This is a genomic window from Curtobacterium sp. MCLR17_039, assembly GCF_003234745.1.
Classification (GTDB): Bacteria; Actinomycetota; Actinomycetes; order Actinomycetales; family Microbacteriaceae; genus Curtobacterium; species Curtobacterium flaccumfaciens.
Window position 1 is genome coordinate 95,043 of sequence record NZ_QKTF01000005.1, and the last position, 21,547, is coordinate 116,589.

The following is a 21,547-nucleotide window of genomic DNA, read 5'->3' on the forward strand; positions in this document are numbered from 1 at the left end:
CACGATGACCAGATGACCGCCGTACCGGACCTCGTGACCGTCGTCGACCGCCTGCTCGCCGAGGACGGCGGGTGCGTCTGGAACCGGGCGCAGACCCACGCCTCGCTCGCGCGCTACGCCGTCGAGGAGTCGTACGAACTCGTCGACGCCATCGACGACGGCGACCCGGACGACGTCCGCGAGGAACTCGGTGACCTGCTCTACCAGGTGGTCCTGCACGCGGGGATCGCCGCCCGCGCGGGGGACTTCACCCTCGAGGACGTCGCCGCCGGGGTGCGGGACAAGATGACCAGGCGGCACCCGCACGTGTTCGGCGACGAGACGGCGGACACCGTCGAGGACGTCGTGCGGGTCTGGCGTGCGGCCAAGGCTGCCGAGAAGGCGACCCGGCGGAGTGCGTTCGACGGGGTGCCGCGGGCGATGCCGCCGCTGGAGCGTGCGGTGAAGCTGCTGGAACGCCTGGAGGAACGTGGGGACGCCGACGCGGTCGTCGCGTCCGTCGTCGGGGCCGGTTCCGGCGTCGGCCTGGAGGCCAGTGGTGCGTCCGCCGCGTCCGACGCGCCCGCGGACGACGGGGTGGGGCCGGTCGACGCCGAGTGGGGGCGAGCGGTCCTCGGGGAGGTCGCGGCTGCGGCACGACGCGGGGTGGACCCGGTCGCGAGTCTGCGGGCCGCGGTGTCGGCGCTGGAGGAGGCCGGTCGGGCTGTGGAGTGATCACCGGTCGGGAGATCGCTCCGGGCAAGGGAGAACGGGCGCCCTCCCAACCCGAAAAAGAGAGGGCGCCCGTGAGCGGGCGTCGGCTCCACCAGGGAGAGGGGCCGACAGGGAAACCCGCTCGAACCGCGGGACGCACTGCAGCACGTCGCCCCGCGAATCGGTCCGGAGCGTGGATCAGGCACGATCCGGACCGAGGTTCTGCATGCAGTATGCCAGTGGGTCGGCGGGCGCGCAAGCCGGAGACGCCCGTCTGCCAGAATTGACCGCATGGCAACGACCGTGACGGCACCCCGTGGCATGCGTGACTTCCTCCCGGCGGACAAGGCCCGGCGCGAGCACGTGCTCGGTGTCGTGCGGGACGTCTACTCGCGGCACGGTTTCGACGAGATCGAGACCCCGGTGGTGGAGGACGCTGCGCGGCTGCACTCCGGGCTCGGCGGTGACAACGAGAAGCTGGCGTTCGCGGTGATGAAGCGCGGGCTCACCACCGAGGACCTGCAGGCAGCCGAAGCGCCGCTGGACCTCGCTGACCTCGGTCTCCGGTTCGACCTGACGGTCCCGCTGGCCCGGTTCTACGCCTCGCACCGCGCGGAGCTGCCGTCGGTGTTCCGATCCGTGCAGATCGCGCCGGTCTGGCGTGCCGAGCGCCCGCAGAAGGGTCGCTACCGCCAGTTCGTGCAGTGCGACATCGACATCCTGGGGGAGCCCGGGCAGCTCGCCGAGATCGAGCTCATCCGCGCGACGACCGCGGCCCTCGACGCCCTCGGGGTCAGCGGCACGACGATCCGGATCAACGACCGCCGGATCCTGCTGGCGCTCCTCGCGTCGTGGGGGATCACCGAGCCCGCCGCCGCCGACCGCGCGCTCATCACGATCGACAAGCTCGACAAGATCGGTGCGGACGGCGTCGCGGCGGAGCTCCGCAGCACCGTGGGCGCCGACCTGCCCGGGCTCGAGGACACCATCCGCGCGCTCGAGGCCGCCGACTGGACGTCGGTCGAGGGGGAGCCGTGGCTCGACGCCGAGGCCTTCGCCGACCTGCTCCGCCTGCGCGAGGCGCTGCCCGGGGTGGACCTGCGCTTCGACCCGACGCTCGTGCGCGGCATGGGGTACTACACGGGCACGATCTTCGAGGTCGCGCACCCCGACTTCGGCTACAGCCTCGGTGGCGGCGGCCGGTACGACGGGATGATCGGCCGGTTCCTCGGGCAGGACGTCCCCGCGGTCGGGTTCTCGCTCGGGTTCGAGCGGCTCGTCGACCTCGTGACCCTCCCGGAGTCCGCCGAGGCCGACGCCGTCGTGCTCGTGTACGACAAGCACGTCGACCCGGTCCGGCTCGCCGCGCTGAAGACCGAGGCGCTGGCGTCCCACCGACGCGTCCGGCTCGAGCGCCGCACGAAGAACACGAAGAACCTGCTCGCCGGCCTCGCCGCCCAGGGCTTCACGGCGTTCGCCACCGTCTCGGCGGACACCGCGTCGCTCGAGGGCGTCGCGTTCCGCCCGCTCGACTGAGCACCCAGTCCTCGTTCCAGCACGGACTCGTCCACAGCGGGGCGTCACGGCCGACGTCGTGTTCACCTCCGCTCGCTAGGATCGACACCGCAATCACCACAACCAATGTGTAGGGAGTACCCCGTGGCCCTGATCGATGCCGTAGGCGCACGCGAAGTCCTCGATTCCCGAGGCAACCCGACGGTCGAGGTCGAGGTCCTCCTCGACGACGGCGTCGTGTCCCGCGCGCTCGTCCCGTCCGGTGCATCCACCGGCGCGTTCGAGGCGTACGAGCTGCGCGACGGCGACGCCTCGCGCTACGGCGGCAAGGGCGTGCTCAAGGCCGTCGACGCCGTCCTCGACGAGATCGGCCCGGCGCTCGAGGGCTTCGACGCCACCGACCAGCGCCTCGTCGACGCCGCGCTCATCGAGCTCGACGGCACCGAGAACAAGTCCCGCCTCGGCGCGAACGCGATCCTCGGTGCCTCGCTCGCCGTGGCCCGTGCCGCAGCCGACTCGGTCGATCTGCCGCTCTTCCGCTACCTCGGCGGCCCGAACGCGCACACGCTGCCCGTCCCGCTGATGAACGTCGTCAACGGTGGTGCCCACGCGGACACCAACGTCGACATCCAGGAGTTCTTCCTGGTGCCCTACGGCGCCGAGTCCTTCTCCGAGGCACTCCGCTGGGGCGTCGAGACCTACCACGCCCTCAAGGGCGAGCTGAAGAAGCAGGGCCTGGCCACCGGCCTCGGCGACGAGGGCGGCTTCGCGCCGGAGCTCGCGTCGAACCGCGCGGCGCTCGACTTCCTGCTCACCGCGATCGAGAAGGCCGGCTACACGCCCGGCAAGGACATCGCCGTCGGCCTCGACGTCGCGTCCACCGAGTTCTTCTCGGACGGCAAGTACCAGTTCGAGGGCAAGCAGCTCTCGAGCCAGGAGTTCACCTCCTACTTCGCCGAGCTCGTCGCGAACTACCCCCTCGTCACCATCGAGGACCCGCTGGCCGAGGACGACTGGGAAGGCTGGTCGCACCTGACCGCCGAGCTCGGCGACAAGGTCCAGATCGTCGGCGACGACCTGTTCGTCACCAACCCGAAGCGTCTGCAGCGGGGCATCGACGAGAAGGCCGCGAACTCGATCCTCGTCAAGGTCAACCAGATCGGCACGCTCACCGAGACCCTCGACGCGGTCTCGCTCGCGCACCGTCACGGCCTGACCTCGATCCTGTCGCACCGCTCCGGCGAGACCGAGGACACCACGATCGCGGACATCGCGGTCGCGGTCGACGGTGGCCAGATCAAGACCGGCGCCCCGGCCCGCTCGGACCGCGTCGCGAAGTACAACCAGCTGCTCCGCATCGAGGAAGAGCTCGGCGACGCCGCGGTGTACGCCGGTCGCTCGGCCTTCCCGCGCGCCGCGTCGCTGTAACCAGCCCGGCCAGCAGTACCCGCACCACCGAGACGCCGTCCTCCTCCGGGAGGACGGCGTCTCGTCGTGTGTGCCGCCCGGAGTGCCGAGCGGTCAGGACGTGCCGCGCGCCCTGCGTCGAGTGGTCGTGAGTCGTCGGTTGGCCCGGGCCTGGCCGACAGGACGTGACCACCGGACGTGCGCCGGGCGGTGTGTGGTGACCACTCCAGGTGCGGGACTGCAGGGGCGGGCCGGAGCCGAGCCTCCCGGCTGCCTCGACGTGACGACGCGAGACGCTGAGAGGGCGCCGAACGGCCGCGTGCCGGGCGGCCAGACCGACCGTGCCGGGTTATCGTCGGAGCGTGCCCAGCCAGAAGCCCCGCGTCCGCCGCGTCCCCGTGGCGATGCCCGACGGCAGCACGCCCGCGCAGCCCTGGTACCGCTCGATCCACTTCTCCGGGTTCAGCCTGCTCATGCTCGCGATCATCGTGCTCTTCGTGGTGGTGCTCGCGCCGTCGCTCCGGACGCTCATCCAGCAGCAGGAGCAGATCGCCCAGCAGCAGCACGAGGTCGCGAGTCAGAAGGCCGACGTCGCGCAGAAGAAGCAGGACGTCGCACGCTGGGACGACCCGGCGTACATCGAGGCACAGGCCCGCGACCGACTGCTCTACGTGTACCCGGGCGAGGAGAGCTACCTCGTGATGGGCGCCGAGGACGAGGCCGCCGACAAGACCCCCACCACCGACTCCGGGACCCCCGTGAGCGCGAAGGTGCAGACGCCCAAGGTCGACTGGGTGCAGGCGATGCTCTCGTCGGTGCTGCAGTCCGGGCTCACCGACGAGCGGGCAGCCGACCTCGTCGCCCCCGACGTCTCCGGGACCGGCGACAGCAAGTAGTCTGCGGACCGCAGGGCGCGGAGCCGTCCGGCCCGACGGTGCGAGGGGTTCCGCTTCTCCGGTAGGCTCACGTTCCCGTGACGACCCCTCCCTTCGACCCGCCCTCCGACCGCGACGTCCAGGTCGTGTCGGCGCAGCTCGGCCGACCGGCACGTGACGTCATCGGGATCGCGGCACGCTGCGTCTGTGGCAACCCCACCGTCGTCTCCACGAAGCCCCGGCTGTCGAACGGCACCCCGTTCCCGACGTTCTACTACCTGTGCCACCCCGCGGCCACCGCTGCGGTCAGCACCCTCGAGGCCAACCAGGTGATGCCCGAGCTGGCAGCCCTGCTCGAGGACCCCGAAGTCGCCGCGCAGTACCGCGCGGCCCACGAGTCCTACCTGGCCGATCGCGAGTCGATCGAACACGTCGACGAGATCGACGGCATCAGCGCCGGTGGCATGCCCACCCGCGTGAAGTGCCTGCACGCCCTCGTCGGCCACGCCCTCGCCGCCGGACCCGGCGTCAACCCCATCGGCGACCTCGCGCTCGAGCGCGCGGACTGGTCGCCCTCCCGGTGTGCATGCCGGGCGTATGATGACGGTGCAGACGCTGGAGTCGGGGCGGGTGGCGGCGAAGTCTGACTCGACTCCCGCACACCCCCATCCAAGGAGATCATCCCCCGTGCCCAAGATCCTCGTCGTCGGCGGCGGTTACGCCGGTTTCTACACCGCATGGAAGCTCGAGAAGCACCTTCGCCAGGGCGAAGCCGAGGTCGTCATGGTGGACCCGCTGCCGTACATGACGTACCAGCCGTTCCTGCCCGAGGTCGCCGCCGGCTCCATCGAGCCGCGTCACGCGGTCGTCGCGCACCGTCGTCACCTCAAGAAGACCCGCGTCGTCACGGCGAAGGTCACCAAGGTCGACCACGCCACCAAGACGGCGACGATCACCCCGACCGAGGGCGAGGCGTGGGAGGAGTCCTACGACCAGATCGTCATGACCGCCGGCGCGGTGTCCCGCACGTTCCCGATCCCGGGCGTCGCGGACGAGGCCATCGGCCTGAAGACCATCGAGGAAGCCGCGTCCATCCGTGACCGCATCCTCAGCAACTTCCACAAGGCGGCGAACCTGCCGGCCGGTCCCGAGCGCGACCGCCTGCTCACCGTCGTCGTCGTCGGTGGTGGCTTCGCCGGCATCGAGGTGTTCGCCGAGCTCCGCTCCTTCGTCACCGACCTGCTGAAGAGCCACCCGCAGCTGTCGTTCGACGACACGCACTTCCACCTGGTCGAGGCGATGGGCCGCATCATGCCCGAGGTCTCGCTCGAGACGTCGCACTGGGTGCTCAAGAACCTCGCCGAGCGTGGCGCGACCGTGCACCTCGAGACCCAGCTGGCCTCGGCCGTGGGTGGCGTCTGCGAGCTCAAGACGAGCGACGGCGCGATCGAGACCATCCCGTCCGACCTCATCATCTGGACCGCCGGCGTCATGGCGAACCCGATGGTCAAGGGCACCGACTTCCCGCTCGAGCAGCGTGGCCGCATCCGCGTGCAGCCCGACCTGCGCGTGGTCGACGACAACGGCGTGATCGCCGACGCATGGGCCTGCGGCGACGTCGCGGCCGTGCCGGACCTGACCGGCGGCGGTGTCGGTGGGTTCTGCGTGCCGAACGCCCAGCACGCCGTGCGTCAGGCCAAGCAGCTCGCGAAGAACCTCGTCGCGACCATCCGTGGTGAGGCGACGACCGACTACAAGCACGAGAACCTCGGTGCCGTCGCGGGTCTCGGTCTGGGCACCGGCGTGTTCCAGTCCGGCAAGTTCGCCATGAAGGGCTTCCTGGCCTGGGGTGCCCACCGCGGCTACCACGGCCTGGCCATGCCGTCGTGGGAGCGCAAGTGGCGCGTCATCGGCGACTGGGTCGGTGGCTTCTTCCTGGGCCGCGACATCGTGTCGCTCGACGACCGCGAGACCCCGCGTGCCGCGTTCGAGGCGTTCGCGTCCCGTCCGAAGCCCGCTGCCGAGGCTCCGGCCGCGCCCGCCGCAGCCCCGGCTCCGGAAGAGGGCAAGGTCGCCGGTGCCGCCGGCCCCGTGTACGGCGAGCCCGCGAAGGACGTCTCCAACGCCGCCGAGCCGGTGACGGCCCCGGCCGACGCCAAGTAGCACCACTCGTCACGAAGGCGGTCACCTGCGAAGGGTGGCCGCCTTCGTGCATCGGTAGGCTGTTGCGGCCCGCCCCCGTGGCCCAATCGGTAGAGGCATGCGACTTAAAATCGCCGAGTTGTGGGTTCGAGTCCCACCGGGGGTACTGAACACCGCACGCCCAGTAGCATCGACGATCGTGGTCGGACTCGGAAGCGCACTCGCCAACCTGCAGAACGCCCTGCGCCGACCGGAGGCCCACGTCGAGGTCGTCGACGGCGAGAGCGTCCCGGTCGGCATGCTCCTCGGCACCCTCGGAGCCCTGCTCCTGGACGCCGGCAGCTCCGTGACCGACGTCCGGTCGGCGCTCGAGAAGGCCCGGGACGCCGCCGGGGTCGGACCGACGCTCGCGATCGGGGTCCTGCCCGCCCTGGTGATGGTGAGCGAGGTCTCGACGGGCGCCGCCACGATCGTCAACGCCGAGGGCGTCGAACTGTCGTCCCGCCAGGCCGCCCGCGCCAACCGCGTCGTGCTCGGGCTCGAGAGTGGCTCCATCGCCCTCGCCGAGATCCCCGCCCGCGTCCGGGCCATCCGCGCCGGTACCGTCCCGCCGCCCGCCCTGCCGTGGATCCTCGGCAACGCCCTGACCTCGGCTGGCCTGGCCGTCGTCTTCCGCTGCCCCTGGTGGGCGATCGTCCTGGCGCTCGTCGTCGGTGGTCTGGTCGGCGTGATCGGACTGGTCCTCCGGCGGTTCCGCGAGGCCGTGGCGATCATCCCGTTCCTGGCCGCGTTCGTGTCGACGGCGATCGTCGGCCTGGTCGCCGCGGGCACCGGGTTCGAGCAGGTCCCGCTCTTCGCGGTCTGCGCCCCGGTCGCGGTGTTCGTCCCCGGCGCGCTCATCACCAACGCGTTGCTGGAACTCACCGCCGCGGACATCGTCACCGGGTCGTCGCGGCTGGTCCAGGGGCTCATCATGCTCGGCTTCATGGCCGCCGGCATCGCGTCCGGCAGCGCCCTGACCGGGTTGCACGTCGACCCGTCGTCGGCCGCGCTCGTCGGCGAGGTCGCGGGGGTCGGCACGGACCTGGCCGGCTGGGAGTCGGTGCCGGCGTACTGGGTGTCGTGGGTGGCCGTCGTGGTGCTCGCGGTCGGGCTCGGTCTGGTCTTCCGGTCCGGGTGGCGCCTGACGCTCGTGTCGGTGGCGGTCATGGTCACCGCCTACGCCGTGGTGAGCACGACGACGCCGCTCTGGGGCAGCGTCGTCGCGACCGGTGCCGCAGCGGCGCTGCTGTTCGTCGCGACCCGGTTGCTCGAGCGGCTCGTGCCGGCGATCCCGGCGACGGTGTCGTTCTTCCCGGCGTTCCTGCTGCTCGTGCCGGGGACGGTCGGGCTGGTGGCGGTGGCCACCTTCGATCCGGAGGCGCTCGCGACCCCGCTCGCGACCTTCGTCAGCCTGTGCATCGGGACGAAGATCGGCGGGCTCCTGCCCGGCCTCTTCGCCCGCAACGCGCCCCGGCGTGCGGTGGACGCGACCAGCTGACGGCCTGGAGGCCCGTGGCGGCGCCGCCACGGGCCTCCAGGCGTCACCGGCCGGGTACCGGGCGCGCTACGGCTCGATCAGTCGGCCGGCTGCCGCATCCGCCGCGGCCGTGTCCTTCGCCAGGTAGTGCACCTTCTTGCCGGTGGCGTTGTAGGGGACGTCCGTGACGAAGCGGTACCGCCGCGGACGCTTGTACCGGGCGAGGCCCGGGTGGGCGCTCGTCCACTCCTCGAGCGCGGCCGCTGCCTCGGCGTCGTCGGCCGGCAGTCGGTCGCCGGCACGGACGACGTACGCCGTGACGACCTCGCCCCACCGCGGGTCCGGCACGCCCACCACGATGGAGTCGGCGACCCCGGGGTGCTCCTGCAGCACCGCCTCGACCTGGACGGGGTGCACGTTCTCGCCGCCGGAGATGACCATGTCGTCCTTGCGGCCCACGATCGTGACCCGCTCGTGCTCGTCCCACGTGGCGAGGTCGCCGGGGTAGAACCAGCCGTTCGCGAACTTCTCGGCCTCGAGCCCGGGGTTCCGGTACGAGTAGCCGGACTTCACGGTGCGCACGGCGAACTCGCCGATCTCGGTGCCGTCCTTCGCCACCGTGTCGGTCGGGTCGGCCAGACGGTCCTCGTGCACGCGGACGACGGCGACGTCGTCGTCGGTCGATGCGCGACCGGTGGAACCGGCGCCGTCCGGGAAGTCCTCCGGGCGCAGGAACGTGTTCCAGAAGGTCTCGGTGGTGCCGTAGCCGTTGAAGATCCGCGGCGACAGCAGCTCCTGGTAGCGCAGTGCCGCGGCTCGGTCGAGCGGTGCGCCCATCGTGACGATGCCGTTGAGGCTCGACAGGTCCCGCGCCCGGCGTTCCTGCGCGTCGGCGAGCTGCACCAGGTTCGGCGGAGCGCCGATCAGGAACGTCAGGCGTTCGGACTCGACCAGGTCGAGCACCCGGTCGGCGTCGAAGTGGCGCAGCGTCGTGAGTTCCGCGCCGACGTAGAACACCGGGTTCGGGCCGCCGGAGTACAGGCCGCCGCGGTGGAACAGCGGCGACATGTTGAGCGTCTTGTCGAACGGACTGAGCGGGAAGTGCATGACCACGTCGTGCGCGCTGAGCACCTCGACCAGGCTCGGCAGCGGGACCGGCTTCGGACGACCGGTGGTGCCCGAGGTGTAGAGCCGGGTGGACTCGTCGTAGGTGCTGCGCGGACCGATCGCCGCGAGTTCCTCGGGGGAGAGGGGCTCGGACGCGAGCAGCTCGGCGAACCGGTCGTGGTCGCCGCCGACCGGGACGACCTGGTCCGGCCGGTGCGGCGACGACCCCAGCGCGGCGGTGATCGCACTCGTCCGCTCGGTGTCGTGCACCAGGACGGCGGGTGCGGAGTCCTCGATGATGAACGCGACCTCGTCCGGGGCGAGCCGGAAGTTCGTCGGCGAGAACACGGCGCCGATGCGGTGGCAGGCCAGGTAGAGCATCGCGAACTCGGGTGTGTTGAACAGCTCGACCATCACGACCGAACCCCGTCCGCCACCGTGCCGGACGAGCCACCCGGCGATCCGGTCGACGACGTCGCCGAGCTCGGCGTAGGTCCACGAGCGGTCCGTCTCCGGCTCGCGCAGCGCGGGTCGGCCGGCGAAGCGGTGGGTGTTGCGGGCGAAGCCGTTGGCGTAGGTGAAGCTGCCCTCGAACACCTCGCGGAAGCGCGTCGCGTCGTAGTCGGACCGGGTGTCCGTGTCGGGGTGGCTGTCGGGTCGGGTGTCGGTCATCATCGCTCCTGCCGCGGTCGTGCGGTGCACACCGACTGTCCTGCGCGGGCACCGGTCACGAGGCGCCGCTGCACCGCTGGTCCGGTGCGGCGTGGTCGTCCGATCGTCACACTAGCCCGCTGTCCGCGAACCGGCCCGGATGTGCGTCTTCTGTCCCGGGGCGGTGCGGAGCGCCGCTCTGGAGGCCCGGCTCGGCTCAGACGCGTGCCGCGCGCCGGTCGGTGCGCAGCCAGACCAGGGCCGCGATCGCGGCCACCACACAGGCCGAGGCGATCCCGACGAGCAGGGCCGGTGCGGCGTGCGTGCCGGTCGTCCCCGAGTAGACCGCGGTGGTCAGCGCCACGGCGACCACCGCGAGCGCGACGTACCGACCGCGGGAGGCTGCGAGCAGCGCGCTGCCGGCGGACCCCGCGACGGGCAGCAGGGTCGCGACCACGGCACCGAGGCCACCGACGCACAGGGTGATGGCGAACTCCGACCCGAGCGACACCCAGAAACCTCCGCCGGCGAGCAGGCTGTGCAGCACCCAGCCGGCCGCGGCGAGGCCGAGCAGGGCCAGCACCCGCCAGGTCGCACCCCGGGCGCTCGTGGCGATCCCGGTGCCGAGGCGGAGCGGGCCGGTCCCCAGTCCGGGGCGGCCGGACGGCACGAGGACGACACCGACGATGAGGGCGGGGGAGAGGTCGGCCGCACGGGTGACGCCGCACGCCACGAGCGCTGCGAGGACGAGCCACGGCGACACCCGGAACCCGACGGCGCGGTGATCGCTGCCGGCTGCCCACCGCGTGGCGAACACGACGGCGGCGGTCAGGACACCGGTGCCGGCGAGGACGGCGATCGCCAGACGGGCGTACCGGGCCTCGAGTTCGACGCCGACCCCGAGCAGGGTGCACAGCGCCGCGACGGACACCGCGATGGCGATGGACGCCCAGGTCGGCAGGACGTCGTCGCCCCGTGTGCGGTCCGACCGCGAGCGGTTGCGTCCGAGCAGCCCGGCGAACGGCGAGCGGAGGCGGCCGCGGGTGACCGCGGCCACGAGGGCGAGCGGCGCGGCGATGAGCAGGAGGAACCCGGCGGCGACGGCGGTGGCGACCAGGACGGTCCGCCACGAGAACGCGGCCTGGATGGTCGGGACGGTGCGGTCGTAGCTGGTCGCCGCGGTCCAGTCGCCCGCGGGGCCGGACCAGTCGGGGTGGCCTCCGGTACTGCCGACGCCGGCCGGGGTGCTGCCGGTGCCGGTGCCACTGCCAGTGCCGGTGCCGTCGCCGTTGCTGGACCCGTTGCCGGTGCCTGCTGCGCCGCCGTCGTCGTTGCCGCCGTCGCCCCCGTGGCCGGCGGCGTTCGTGCCGTTGGCGTTGCCGGTTCCGCCGTGGCCGGTCGTGCCGGGGGTGCCCGCCGTCGCGCTGGACCCCGGCGTCGACGTGCCCGGTGTCCCCGGGGTGTCCGTGGCGGCCGGCGTCGGTGCTGCGGTCGGGGTCGTGGTGGTGGTCCGCACCGTGACCCGCACGGCGGCTGACGACCGGGAGTAGTTGCCCGCGACGTCGTGCTGCGTCGCGGTGAGCTTGTGCCCGCCGGCGCGCAACGTCGACCCCGCGGTGGAGCACGACCACGAGGCGTCCGACCCCACCACCGCGCCGCACACCGGCGCACGGTCGACGTACACGGTCACGCGGGCGCCGGGTTCACCGGTCCCGGCCACCGTCGTCGAGCGGGTGCCGATGCGCTGGCCGTCGTCCGGTGTCGTGATGCGCGGGGCGGCCGGCGCCGTGCGGTCGACCGTGACCGTCACGGGAGCGGAGGCCGCGCTCCGCAGGTCGGACCGGTAGCCGTCGGCCGTGCTGGCAGTCTGCGACGCCGTGACGGTGAACCGACCGTCGGCCCGGGTCCCCAGGGCGGCGACCCAGCGGCCGTCTGCGCCGACCCGGGCGGTCTGCTGGGCCGACGACCCGGACACCGAGAGCGTCACGGTCGATCCGGGGTACCCCGTGCCGGAGACCGTCCCGCCGGTGGGCCCGGCGGACGAGAGGGTCGGCGGGACGATGACGTCCGACGCCGGTGCGCTCGCGACGGGCAGTGCGGCGGTGAGGTCGCGCACCGTGAACACCTGGTGCGGACCGGAGCGGACGGTTCCGAGGCAGGCCCACGATCCGTTCGGGTCGACCCGGGCCGTGCACCCGGACGAACCCGTCGCGCCCGGGCCCGTCACCCGGACCGCGTGCCCGGGGGTACCGGTGCCGTGGAAACGGGTCGTACCCGTCGTGACGTCACCCGGATCGGCGATGGTGGGCCGCACGGCGGGACGGGTGGGTGTGGGCGTCGGAGCGCCCGGACGGCCGGTGTTCGGCGGGGCGATCTCGCTCGTCCCGGGCGTGGCGGTGGGAGCGGCGGCTGCCGGGGCTGCCGGGGCGTCCGCAGCGGCCGCGACGACCGACGGGCCACCCGCGGCGACCGCGACGGCCGGGGCTGCCGCTGCGCCGAGCAGGGCGGCGAAGAGGACCGTCGTCGCCGCTGCGAGCAGGGCGAAGCGGGGACGACGACGAGGGCTGTCGCCCCCGACAGCCCCCTCGTCCACGTTCTCCCCGCTCGTGTTCACCGGACCCATCCCACGGGATCGGCGGCCTCCGGTCAATACACCTCGCGGATGAGGTTCGGTATCGGGCCGCAGTCCGGGAGCCCGGTGTGCGTGACTCGGGAATCGGCCGTGAACACTGCTCAAGGAACAGAGCATGCTCAGCGCGTCGATAGACTTCACGATGGCCGTTCAGGCCAACGCAGCACCGCGGATCCCGACGCGCAAAGGAGTACGCCCGCATGGACACCGGACTCGTCACGACGCTCATCGTCGTCGGAGTGGTGGTGGTCGTCCTGGTGATCATCGGGATCTACCTCTGGGTGACGTACAACTCCCTCGTCACGCTCAAGGTCCGGGTCGACGAGGCCTGGAGCGACATCTCGGTGCAGCTGAAGCGCCGCGCCGACCTCATCCCCACCATCGTGGACACGGTCAAGGGGTACGCCACGCACGAGAAGGCGGTCTTCGACGACGTGACGAAGGCCCGCGCCGAGACCCTGTCCGCCGGTGATGCCGACACGGCCTCCACGGCCGAGGGGCACATGCAGAAGGCGCTGAAGAGCGTGTTCGCGGTGGCCGAGGGGTACCCGCAGCTGCAGTCGAGCCAGAACTTCCTGCAGCTGCAGTCCGAGCTCGTCGACACCGAGGACAAGATCCAGGCCGCCCGCCGGTTCTACAACGGCGGAGTGCGTGAGCTGAACACGAAGATCCGGGTGTTCCCGAACTCCACGTTCGCGAAGAACCGCGGCTTCTCCGAGGCACCGTTCTTCGAGACGAACGAGCCGGCGGCCATCGCCGAGCCGCCGCGCGTCCAGTTCTGACCACAGCGTCGGATCCGACGTGTACAGCGCCATCGCGCGGAACAAGCGCAACACCGTGGTCATCGTCCTGGTGTTCCTGCTGATCATCGGTGCGCTCGGGTTCCTCGGCGGGTACCTCGCCGGCAACGTCTCGATCGGCTTCATCGTCCTCGTGGTCGCCCTCGGGTACGCGGTGCTGCAGTACTTCCTGGCGGCACGGCAGGCCACCGCGATCGCCGGTGGGGTCGAGATCGACCGCGTCTCCGAACCACGGCTGTGGCGGACCGTCGAGAACCTCGCCATCGCGACCGGCATGCCGATGCCCCGGGTGTTCGTCATCCCCGACCCCGCGCCGAACGCCTTCGCCACCGGGCGTGACCCCGAGCACGCGGTCGTGGCGGCGACGACGGGGCTGCTCGAGCTCATGGACGACCAGGAGCTGCAGGGCGTGATGGCGCACGAGCTCGGGCACGTCCGGAACTACGACATCCGGGTGTCGACGATGGTCTTCGGTCTCGTCGTGGCCGTCGGGCTCATCGCCGACGTCCTGCTCCGCATCTCCATCTTCAGCGGTCTGTCCGGCGGGCGGAACCGCAACTCGGACAACGGTGGCAGCGCCAACCCGGTGCTGCTCATCGCCGGGATCGTCGCCGTCATCGTGGCCCCGATCGCGGCGGCCGGCGTCCAGGCGGCGGTGTCCCGGCAGCGCGAGTACCTGGCCGACGCGACGGGCGCGATGACGACCCGTCACCCGGAGGGCCTGGCGCGGGCCCTCGAGAAGCTCGGTGCGTACGGTCGGCCGACGCAGACGCAGAACTCCTCGATGGCACACCTGTGGATCGCCGACCCGATGCGCCCGGGCGTGATGGACCGGCTGTTCTCGACACACCCGCCGCTGCCCGACCGCATCGCGCGGTTGCGGGCGAACGCCGACCGGTTCTGAGGGGTCAGCCGACGCCGTCGGCGGCCGGGTCGCCAGCCGACTCGACCGGTTCGGGGGCGTCCGCGTCGTCAGCGGACTCGTGCGGCACCAGGGGTACTCCGAGGGCTCCGGCGACGGCAGCAGCAGCGGTGCCGCGGTCGGTCACCTCGATCGCGCCGAGGCCCTGCCAGCTCGCGGTCCGTCGCAGTGTGTCGGCGAGACGCTCGGGGTCCAGGTGCTCGCCCGGCTCCTGCCACGCGGTCCGGACGCGGAGCACACCGCGCTGCCGGTCGCTCTTCAGGTCGATGCGGCCGACGAGCCGGTCGTCCTGCAGCACCGGCAGCACGTAGTAGCCGAACACCCGCTTCGGGGCGGGCGTGTAGATCTCGATCCGGTAGTGGAAGCCGTACATCCGCTCGGCCCGCCGCCGGAACCAGACGACCGGGTCGAAGGGGCTCAGCACCGCGTCCGTGGGCATCTGCCGGGGGACCCGAGCGCCCACGTGCAGCCAGGCCCGCTCGCCCCAGCCCTCGACCCGCACCGGCAGGAGCTCGCCGGCGTCGGTGAGCTCGGCGATCGCGGTGGCCGTGTCGTCGGAGCGCAGCCGGTAGTAGTCCGCGATGTCCGCTCGGGTGCCGATGCCGAGCGCCCGTGTGGCCTGGCGCACGAGTTCGAGCACGGCGTCGGCACGCGGCGGGGCGGTCTCGAGGAAGCCTGCGGGCAGCACCTGCTCCGGCAGGGCGTACACGCGCTCGAAACCGGCTCGTCCGGCACTCACGGCCTCGCCCCAGCGGAACATCTGCTCGAGCCCGAGCTTCACGTCGCTCCACCCCCACCAGGGGCCGCGCCGAACGTTCGACTCGTGCTCCACCGCGCTCGCCCGCATCGGCCCCTCGGCTCGGAGCAGCGCGTGCAGTTCGCGCCGGACGGCAGCGGTCCGGGTGACGCCGTCGACCCTGGTCGGGCCGGCGTCACGCTCCCGCAGGGCGTCCATCCGCCACCGGAACAGCCGCAGGTCGTCGCGGGGGATGAACGCCGCCTCGTGCGCCCAGTACTCGGTGTACGGACCCGAACGTCCGAGCGTCAGCCGGTCGAGCGTCGACCGGTCGTAGGCCCCGAGCCGGGCGAAGAGCGGCAGGTAGTGGCTGCGTTCGAACACGTTGACGGAGTCGATCTGCAGCAGCCCGAGCCGGCCGAAGGCTGCGTTCAGCGCACGCGTCGAGACGGGTTCGGCGGGTGGTCGTCCGAACCCCTGTGCGGCGAGTGCGACCCGGCGGGCCTCGGCGGCGGAGAGCGTCGACCTGGGCATGCCGCGACGCTACCGAAGCCCGCCGACATGAGGGTCCACGAACGTATGCCGTATCTGGCACCTGACGGGAAGCACATCGCTACACTCGGGCGCATGGCATGGGGAAGCAAGCAGACACATCCCGACCCCGTGGTCGAGGAATCCGTCCCGGTCGGCGTGCGCATCGCCGGTGCGTGGTCGTGGCGGGCGCTCGTCGTCGTGGGCGTGATCGCCGTCTTCATCTGGCTCGTCACGGTCTTCAGCGAGATCCTCATCCCGTTCCTGGTCGGCATCGTGGTCTCGGCGCTCCTCGTCCCCATCTCGAACTGGCTGCAGCGGCACCACGTGCCCAAGTGGCTCGCCGTCGTGATGAGCCTGCTCGGCGGCATCGCGGCGCTCGGTGGCCTGATCTGGCTCGTCGTCGACCAGATCATCGCGTCCTACCCGTCCCTGCGTGACCGGACGGTCGACCAGTACGCGAACATCAAGGACTTCGTCCTGAGCTCCGGGTTCGGCATCAGCCAGTCCGACGTCAACGGCTGGCTCGACGACGGCACGAAGTGGCTGCAGGACAACTCCGCGTCGATCCTGTCCGGGGTCGCCAGCGCGGGTTCGGGTGCCACACACGCCTTCGAGGCGCTCTTCATCATCCTGTTCACCACGATCTTCCTGCTGATCGACGGCAAGAACGTCTGGCGCTGGTCCGTCCGGCTGTTCCCGAAGAAGGCGCGCGCTGCGGTCGACGGTGCCGGTGTCGCCGGCTGGATCACCCTGACGAGCTTCATCCGCGTGCAGATCTTCGTCGCGTTCGTCGACGCGGTCGGCATCGGTCTGGGGTCCTTCATCGTCGGGCTCTTCTTCGGCGGCATGCCGCTGGTCATCCCGATCGCAGCCTTCGTGTTCCTCGGTGCGTTCATCCCGGTCGTCGGTGCCATCGTCACCGGCTTCCTGGCGGTGTTCGTCGCGCTGATCTTCAACGGTCCCCTCGCGGCGGTCCTGGTGCTCGGGGTCGTGCTGCTGGTCCAGCAGATCGAGGGCCACATCCTGCAGCCGCTCGTCATGGGCAACGCGGTCAAGGTCCACCCGCTGGCGGTCGTCCTGGGCGTCACCGCGGCCTCCGGTCTCGCCGGCATCGCCGGAGCGTTCTTCGCCGTCCCGCTGATCGCGACGCTGAACGCCATGGTCACCACCATCGCGAGCGGACGCTGGCGGCGGCTCGACTCCGACCACGTCCTCGAAGCGACGCCGAAGCGCGGGCAGCACGGGCAGATCCAGTTGCTCCGACGCCGTCGGCACAAGGTCGGCGACGACGTCCCGGCACCGGGCGTCGACTCGGGTCCCTCGGCCGAGGAAGACACCGCCAGCACCAACTGAGCGTCACACGAGTTCGCCGCGGGGGCCGGGAGCGACGATGATGGGGGAGTGACCGACACCAGCGCCTCCCCGCACACGCTCACCGCGATCCCGACCCTCGCGGACATCGAGGCGGCGCGCGAGACCATCAAGGGCGTCGCACGCGTCACCCCGATGGAGACGTCGCAGTTCCTCGCCGAGCTGCTCGGGTCCCCGGTGCACCTGAAGTGCGAGAACCTGCAGCGAACGGGTGCCTACAAGGTGCGCGGTGCCTACAACCGCCTCTCGACCCTGTCCGCCGAGCAGCGCGCCAAGGGCGTCGTCGCCGCCAGCGCCGGAAACCACGCGCAGGGTGTCGCCCTCGCCGCCCGCGAGCTCGGCATCCCCGCGACGATCTTCACGCCGGTCGGCGTCGCCCTGCCCAAGCTGCAGGCCACCCGCCACTACGGCGCCGACGTCGTGCTGCGGGGCCACTCCGTGGAAGAGGCGCTGAGCGCCGCGAAGGACTTCGCCGCCCACACCGGCGCCGTGTTCATCCCGCCGTTCGACCACCCGGCCGTGATCGCCGGGCAGGGCACGCTCGGCCTCGAGATCATCGACCAGGTGCCGGACGTCGACACCGTCGTCGTGCCGATCGGTGGCGGCGGCGTCATCTCCGGCATCGCGCTCGCCGTGAAGGGCATGGCCGAGCGGCTCGGACGGCAGATCCGGGTCATCGGCGTGCAGGCGGAGAACGCCGCGGCCTACCCGTCGTCGATCACCGCCGGCGAGCCCGTCACCATCACCACGAAGCCGACCATCTCGGACGGCATCGCGGTGGCGCGCCCCGGCGACCTGAACTTCCCGATCATCCGCGACCTGGTCGACGACATCGTCACCGTCTCGGACGACGACACCGCCCGCGCACTGCTCGTCCTGCTCGAGCGCGCCAAGCTCGTGGTCGAGGCAGCGGGGGCCGTCGGCGTCGCCGCGATCATGTCCGGTGCCGTCCGCGACACCGGCCGCACCGTGGTGCTGCTGAGCGGCGGCAACATCGACCCGCTCATGATGGAACGCGTGATCACCCGCGGGCTCGTGGCGGCCTCGCGCTACATCGGCATCCGCATCATGCTCCCGGACCGTCCGGGTCAGCTGGCCCGTGTCGCGCAGGTCATCTCGGACGCCGGCGCGAACGTGGTCGAGGTGCTGCACACCCGCCACGGCCAGGGCCTGGTCATCAACGAGGTCGCGCTGGACCTGTCGATCGAGGCGCGCGGCCCGGAGCACGCGCAGGAGGTCATCCAGCGCCTGCACGAGGTCGGCTTCCGCCCGGAGCTCCTGGAGCACTAGTCCGCGACGATCCACGAGTCGTTCGACGCGTGGACTGTCGGAAAGGCGGTGCGCGCTCTGGGCGCGACCGACGGACAGACAGGAGGCCCGTGGCGGTGTCGCCACGGGCCTCCTGTCTGCAGTGGGCCGGGTCTACGGCTCGTAGCGCTCGATCTTGACGACCTCGACGGCGATCTCCTTGCCGTTCGGTGCCGTGTACGTGGCCTTGTCGCCGGCCTTGAGGCCGACGATGGCCGCGCCGACGGGGCTGACGGGGCTGTAGACCGTCAGGTCCGAGCCCTCGGCGACGATCTCGCGGCTGCCGACCAGGAAGGTGGACTCGTCGCCGGCGATGACCGCCGTGACGACGGTGCCCGGCTCGACCGTCCCGTCGAACTCCGCTTCGCTGACGGTGGCGTGCTTGAGGAGCTCGGTGAGGACGCGGATGCGGGCCTCGATCTTGCCCTGCTCGTCCTTCGCGGCGTGGTAGCCGCCGTTCTCCTTGAGGTCGCCCTCTTCGCGAGCGGCCTCGATGCGGCGCGCGATCTCGGCACGGCCCTCGCCGCTCAGCTCGTCGAGCTCCGCCTTGAGACGGTCGTGCGCCTCCTGGGTCAGCCAGGTGACCTGCGTGTCGTTGCTCATGTTCTGTCCCTTCGACCATGAAAAAACGAGACCGGCCGAGTGGTCGGTCTCGAGAGGCGAATCAGGACAGTCTAGGGAATCCAGCAGTCGTGGATCAAGCCGGTCACGCCCCGCGTCGTCGTGGTGACCTGCGTGGAGATGCTCCGGCTGCGCTGTTCGGAGGCCGGGACGGTGATCTCCTTCCAGCCCACGATCGAGTAGCTCTTGTCGAGGACCTGCACGGCGCACTTCGCCTCGACGCCCGGGTCGACGGACACCTGCGAGTGGACGACGGTGCTGTGCTCGGACAGCACCTCGTACCCGATGACGTCCTGGTCGAGGCCGCGGTCGGACTGGTCGAGCCCGGCCCAGATCACCCACGCACCGAAGACCACGACGACCGCGATGGCCGCGACGATCGCGAAGAGGCGGCTGCGGCGCTTGCGGGCCGGGGTGCGGCCGTAGCGCTCGTCGAGGGTGGCGGTCTGGGTCTGTTCGGACAGTTCGGGGCTCCCGGGGTGGATATCCTGATCCCAGGGTAGTTCACGCGATGCTGTGCGCTGCCCGCGTCCGACGCCGCTCACCCGCAGTGAGGAACCCCACGTGCCCTACCGTCTGCTGGCCGTCCACGCCCACCCCGACGACGAGTCCAGCAAGGGTGCCGCGACCGCCGCGAAGTACGTGGCCGACGGGCACCAGGTGCTCGTCGTGTCCTGCACCGGCGGCGAGGCCGGCGACATCCTGAACGACCAGCTCGGCGAGCCGGCGACGAGCCGTGCCCACCGAGACATGGCCGGGTACCGCCGCACCGAGATGGCCGCGGCGCAGCAGGCGCTCGGCATCGACCACGTGTGGCTCGGGTACCACGACTCGGGGCTGCCCGACGCCGAGAAGGGCGAGACGGTCCGGCCGGGCACGTTCTCCACGGTGCCGCTCGAGTACAGCACCGAGGCCCTCGTCCGAGTGATCCGCCGGTTCCGCCCGCACGTGCTCGTCACCTACGACGAGAACGGCGGCTACCCGCACCCCGACCACATCCGCACGCACGAGGTGTCGATGGCCGCGTGGTCCGCCGCCGCCGACCCGTCGGCGTACCCGTCCGCCGGTGCCCCGTGGTCGATCGCGAAGCTCTACTACGAGCGCACGATGAACCCGCGCCGCTTCAGCACGATCTTCGACGCCCTGCAGGAGCGCGACCCGGACAGCCCCGCGATCGAGCAGCTGCGCGAGTGGGTCGAGCGGTTCGCCGACCGCCCCGACCTCGCCACCACCCACGTCGACGTGCACGAGTACTTCGACCAGCGTGACGCCGCACTCCGCGCGCACGCCAGCCAGGTCGCACCGGACAGCGCCTTCTTCTACTGGCCGAACGACCTCCTCGCGACGGTGTGGCCGACCGAGGACTACCAGCTCGTGGAGGCACGCGTGCCGACCGAGCTCCCGGAGACCGACCTGTTCGCCGGGATCCCAGCCGACAAGGAACCGACCTCGTGAGCACCATCGCGGCGGCACTCGCCGCCACCCCCAGTCCCAGCCCCTCGGTCGTCCCCGACGTCGACGTCACCCCGGGTGTCGTCGGGTTCATCGCGATCGCACTCGTCGCGATCGTGACGATCCTGCTCGTGGTGGACATGACCCGACGCATCCGCCGGACCCGCTACCGCGCCGAGGTGCGTGAGCGGCTCGAGGCCGAGGCGAACGGCACCGCGGGCGACGGCACCGCGACGGACGAGCCGGAGCGGCGGGCGGCCGAGGACGGCCGGGCCGACGTCGGCGACGACACCGAGCGCGGGTGACGCGACCGGGTACGCACTGGAGGCCCGTGGCGATCCCGCCACGGGCCTCCAGTCCGCCTCGTGCGCACTTACCGGAACCGGGCGTACCTGGTCGAATCGGGCGTACCTGGTCGAATCGGGCGTACCTGGTCGAATCGGGCGTACCTGGTCAGAACTTCCGGGTGAGTACGCCCGGAACCATCAGGCATCGCACCCGTTCTGGGAAGGAACGTGCGACGGTCAGCGCACCGGGTCCAGCGCGACGATGAGCACGCCGACCCACTGCGCACCGAAGGCCACCACGGTCAGGGCGTGGAACACCTCGTGGAACCCGAACTGCGTCGGCACCGGGTTCGGCCGCTTGAAGCCGTAGACCAGCGCGCCGATGATGTACGCGACGCCGCCGGACAGGATGAGCACGGTCATCGGCACGCTCGCCGCGAAGAACTGCGGCAGCAGCCCGAGGGCAGCGCACCCGAGCACCAGGTAGATCGGGACGTACAGCCACCGGGGCGCGTTGATCCAGAGCACCCGGAACGCGATGCCGAGCGCTGCGCCCGACCACATCACCCAGAGCACGACGACCATGAGCGTGTGCGGCAGGGCGCAGATCGCGACGGGCGTGTAGGTGCCGGCGATGAGCAGCAGGATGTTGGTGTGGTCGATGCGCTTCAGCACGGCCTTCACCTTCGGCCCCCACGGGAACCGGTGGTAGGTCGCGGAGACACCGAACATCGCCAGCGACGTCGCCATGAACACCGCGCTGCCGACCTTCGCTGCGGTGCTGTCGGCGAGGGTGATCAGGACGATCCCCATCGCGATCGCGAACGGGAACGCACCGAGGTGGATCCAGCCGCGCCACGCCGGACGGGGTTCGGCAGCGGTCGTGGTGGCGGTCGCCGACGCCTCTTCCGTGAACGGGACGTGGGGGAGTGTTCCGGTCTCGTGCTCGTCCTGCATGGTCCCGACCATAGGGCC

19 protein-coding genes and 1 tRNA gene are annotated in these 21,547 nt (G+C 71.5%); 14 read left to right on the forward strand and 6 right to left on the reverse strand.

Going from position 1 to position 21,547, the window contains the following annotated elements:
* Positions 1-12 precede the first annotated feature (12 nt).
* The 8 genes from DEJ00_RS07795 to DEJ00_RS07830 all read left to right on the forward strand — a co-directional run bounded on the left by DEJ00_RS07795 (position 13) and on the right by DEJ00_RS07830 (position 8,172).
* Positions 13-714 carry a MazG family protein gene (locus tag DEJ00_RS07795; RefSeq protein ID WP_111056956.1) on the forward strand — a complete coding sequence of 234 codons (702 nt, stop codon included), beginning with the start codon at positions 13-15 and terminating at the stop codon, positions 712-714.
* A gap of 270 nt (positions 715-984) precedes the next feature.
* On the forward strand, positions 985-2,229 hold the full coding sequence (gene hisS / locus DEJ00_RS07800) for a histidine--tRNA ligase (RefSeq protein ID WP_111056957.1): 1,245 nt from the start codon (positions 985-987) through the stop codon (positions 2,227-2,229).
* 123 nt (positions 2,230-2,352) lie between these two features.
* Positions 2,353-3,636 (forward strand): phosphopyruvate hydratase, encoded by a 1,284-nt coding sequence (gene eno, locus DEJ00_RS07805; protein WP_027464494.1) that lies wholly within the window; start codon positions 2,353-2,355, stop codon positions 3,634-3,636.
* Positions 3,637-3,977: 341 nt separating this feature from the next.
* Positions 3,978-4,511, forward strand: a complete 534-nt coding sequence (locus DEJ00_RS07810; RefSeq protein WP_111056958.1) for a septum formation initiator family protein — start codon at positions 3,978-3,980, stop codon at positions 4,509-4,511.
* Positions 4,512-4,588: 77 nt separating this feature from the next.
* Positions 4,589-5,137, forward strand: coding sequence for a DUF501 domain-containing protein (locus tag DEJ00_RS07815; protein WP_027464495.1), 549 nt, complete (start codon positions 4,589-4,591; stop codon positions 5,135-5,137).
* Positions 5,138-5,177: 40 nt separating this feature from the next.
* Complete coding sequence (locus DEJ00_RS07820) at positions 5,178-6,653, forward strand: NAD(P)/FAD-dependent oxidoreductase (RefSeq protein WP_111056959.1); 1,476 nt, start codon at positions 5,178-5,180, stop codon at positions 6,651-6,653.
* Positions 6,654-6,724: 71 nt separating this feature from the next.
* A tRNA-Leu gene (locus tag DEJ00_RS07825) sits at positions 6,725-6,798 on the forward strand.
* 33 nt (positions 6,799-6,831) lie between these two features.
* Positions 6,832-8,172 (forward strand): threonine/serine exporter family protein, encoded by a 1,341-nt coding sequence (locus DEJ00_RS07830; RefSeq protein WP_027464496.1) that lies wholly within the window; start codon positions 6,832-6,834, stop codon positions 8,170-8,172.
* A gap of 66 nt (positions 8,173-8,238) precedes the next feature.
* Here the strand turns inward: DEJ00_RS07830 and DEJ00_RS07835 are convergent, their stop codons facing one another.
* Positions 8,239-9,930, reverse strand: coding sequence for a class I adenylate-forming enzyme family protein (locus DEJ00_RS07835; protein ID WP_111057078.1), 1,692 nt, complete (start codon positions 9,928-9,930; stop codon positions 8,239-8,241).
* Between the two features lie 196 nt (positions 9,931-10,126).
* On the reverse strand, positions 10,127-12,523 hold the full coding sequence (locus DEJ00_RS07840; RefSeq protein WP_146247908.1) for an Ig-like domain-containing protein: 2,397 nt from the start codon (positions 12,521-12,523) through the stop codon (positions 10,127-10,129).
* Positions 12,524-12,741: 218 nt separating this feature from the next.
* Between DEJ00_RS07840 and DEJ00_RS07845 the strand changes: the two genes are divergently transcribed.
* Entirely contained in the window at positions 12,742-13,323 is a 582-nt protein-coding gene (locus DEJ00_RS07845; RefSeq protein WP_027464499.1) for a LemA family protein, read from the forward strand.
* 19 nt (positions 13,324-13,342) lie between these two features.
* Positions 13,343-14,245: a M48 family metalloprotease gene (locus DEJ00_RS07850; protein ID WP_111056961.1), complete on the forward strand. Its 903-nt coding sequence runs from the start codon at positions 13,343-13,345 to the stop codon at positions 14,243-14,245.
* 4 nt (positions 14,246-14,249) lie between these two features.
* On the opposite strand, the gene DEJ00_RS07855 is transcribed toward DEJ00_RS07850, so the two are convergent.
* The gene (locus DEJ00_RS07855) at positions 14,250-15,533 is read right to left on the reverse strand and encodes a winged helix-turn-helix domain-containing protein (protein ID WP_111056962.1); all 1,284 of its coding nucleotides are present in this window, start codon (positions 15,531-15,533) and stop codon (positions 14,250-14,252) included.
* Positions 15,534-15,626: 93 nt separating this feature from the next.
* Between DEJ00_RS07855 and DEJ00_RS07860 the strand changes: the two genes are divergently transcribed.
* Positions 15,627-16,886 (forward strand): AI-2E family transporter, encoded by a 1,260-nt coding sequence (locus DEJ00_RS07860; protein ID WP_051596497.1) that lies wholly within the window; start codon positions 15,627-15,629, stop codon positions 16,884-16,886.
* Positions 16,887-16,934: 48 nt separating this feature from the next.
* Positions 16,935-18,194, forward strand: coding sequence for a threonine ammonia-lyase (gene ilvA / locus DEJ00_RS07865; protein ID WP_027464502.1), 1,260 nt, complete (start codon positions 16,935-16,937; stop codon positions 18,192-18,194).
* Between the two features lie 132 nt (positions 18,195-18,326).
* Here ilvA and greA read toward each other — a convergent pair whose 3' ends face one another.
* Positions 18,327-18,815, reverse strand: coding sequence for a transcription elongation factor GreA (gene greA, locus DEJ00_RS07870; protein WP_017886739.1), 489 nt, complete (start codon positions 18,813-18,815; stop codon positions 18,327-18,329).
* 71 nt (positions 18,816-18,886) lie between these two features.
* On the reverse strand, positions 18,887-19,378 hold the full coding sequence (locus tag DEJ00_RS07875; protein ID WP_051596498.1) for a DUF4307 domain-containing protein: 492 nt from the start codon (positions 19,376-19,378) through the stop codon (positions 18,887-18,889).
* Between the two features lie 19 nt (positions 19,379-19,397).
* Between DEJ00_RS07875 and mca the strand changes: the two genes are divergently transcribed.
* Together mca and DEJ00_RS07885 are read left to right on the forward strand one after the other, a co-directional pair.
* Positions 19,398-20,288 (forward strand): mycothiol conjugate amidase Mca, encoded by an 891-nt coding sequence (gene mca / locus DEJ00_RS07880; protein WP_111057079.1) that lies wholly within the window; start codon positions 19,398-19,400, stop codon positions 20,286-20,288.
* Positions 20,285-20,590, forward strand: a complete 306-nt coding sequence (locus DEJ00_RS07885) for a hypothetical protein (RefSeq protein WP_017886736.1) — start codon at positions 20,285-20,287, stop codon at positions 20,588-20,590. Before mca ends, DEJ00_RS07885 begins: the two co-directional genes overlap by 4 nt.
* A gap of 219 nt (positions 20,591-20,809) precedes the next feature.
* On the opposite strand, the gene DEJ00_RS07890 is transcribed toward DEJ00_RS07885, so the two are convergent.
* Complete coding sequence (locus tag DEJ00_RS07890) at positions 20,810-21,529, reverse strand: hemolysin III family protein (RefSeq protein WP_051596553.1); 720 nt, start codon at positions 21,527-21,529, stop codon at positions 20,810-20,812.
* Positions 21,530-21,547 lie beyond the last annotated feature (18 nt).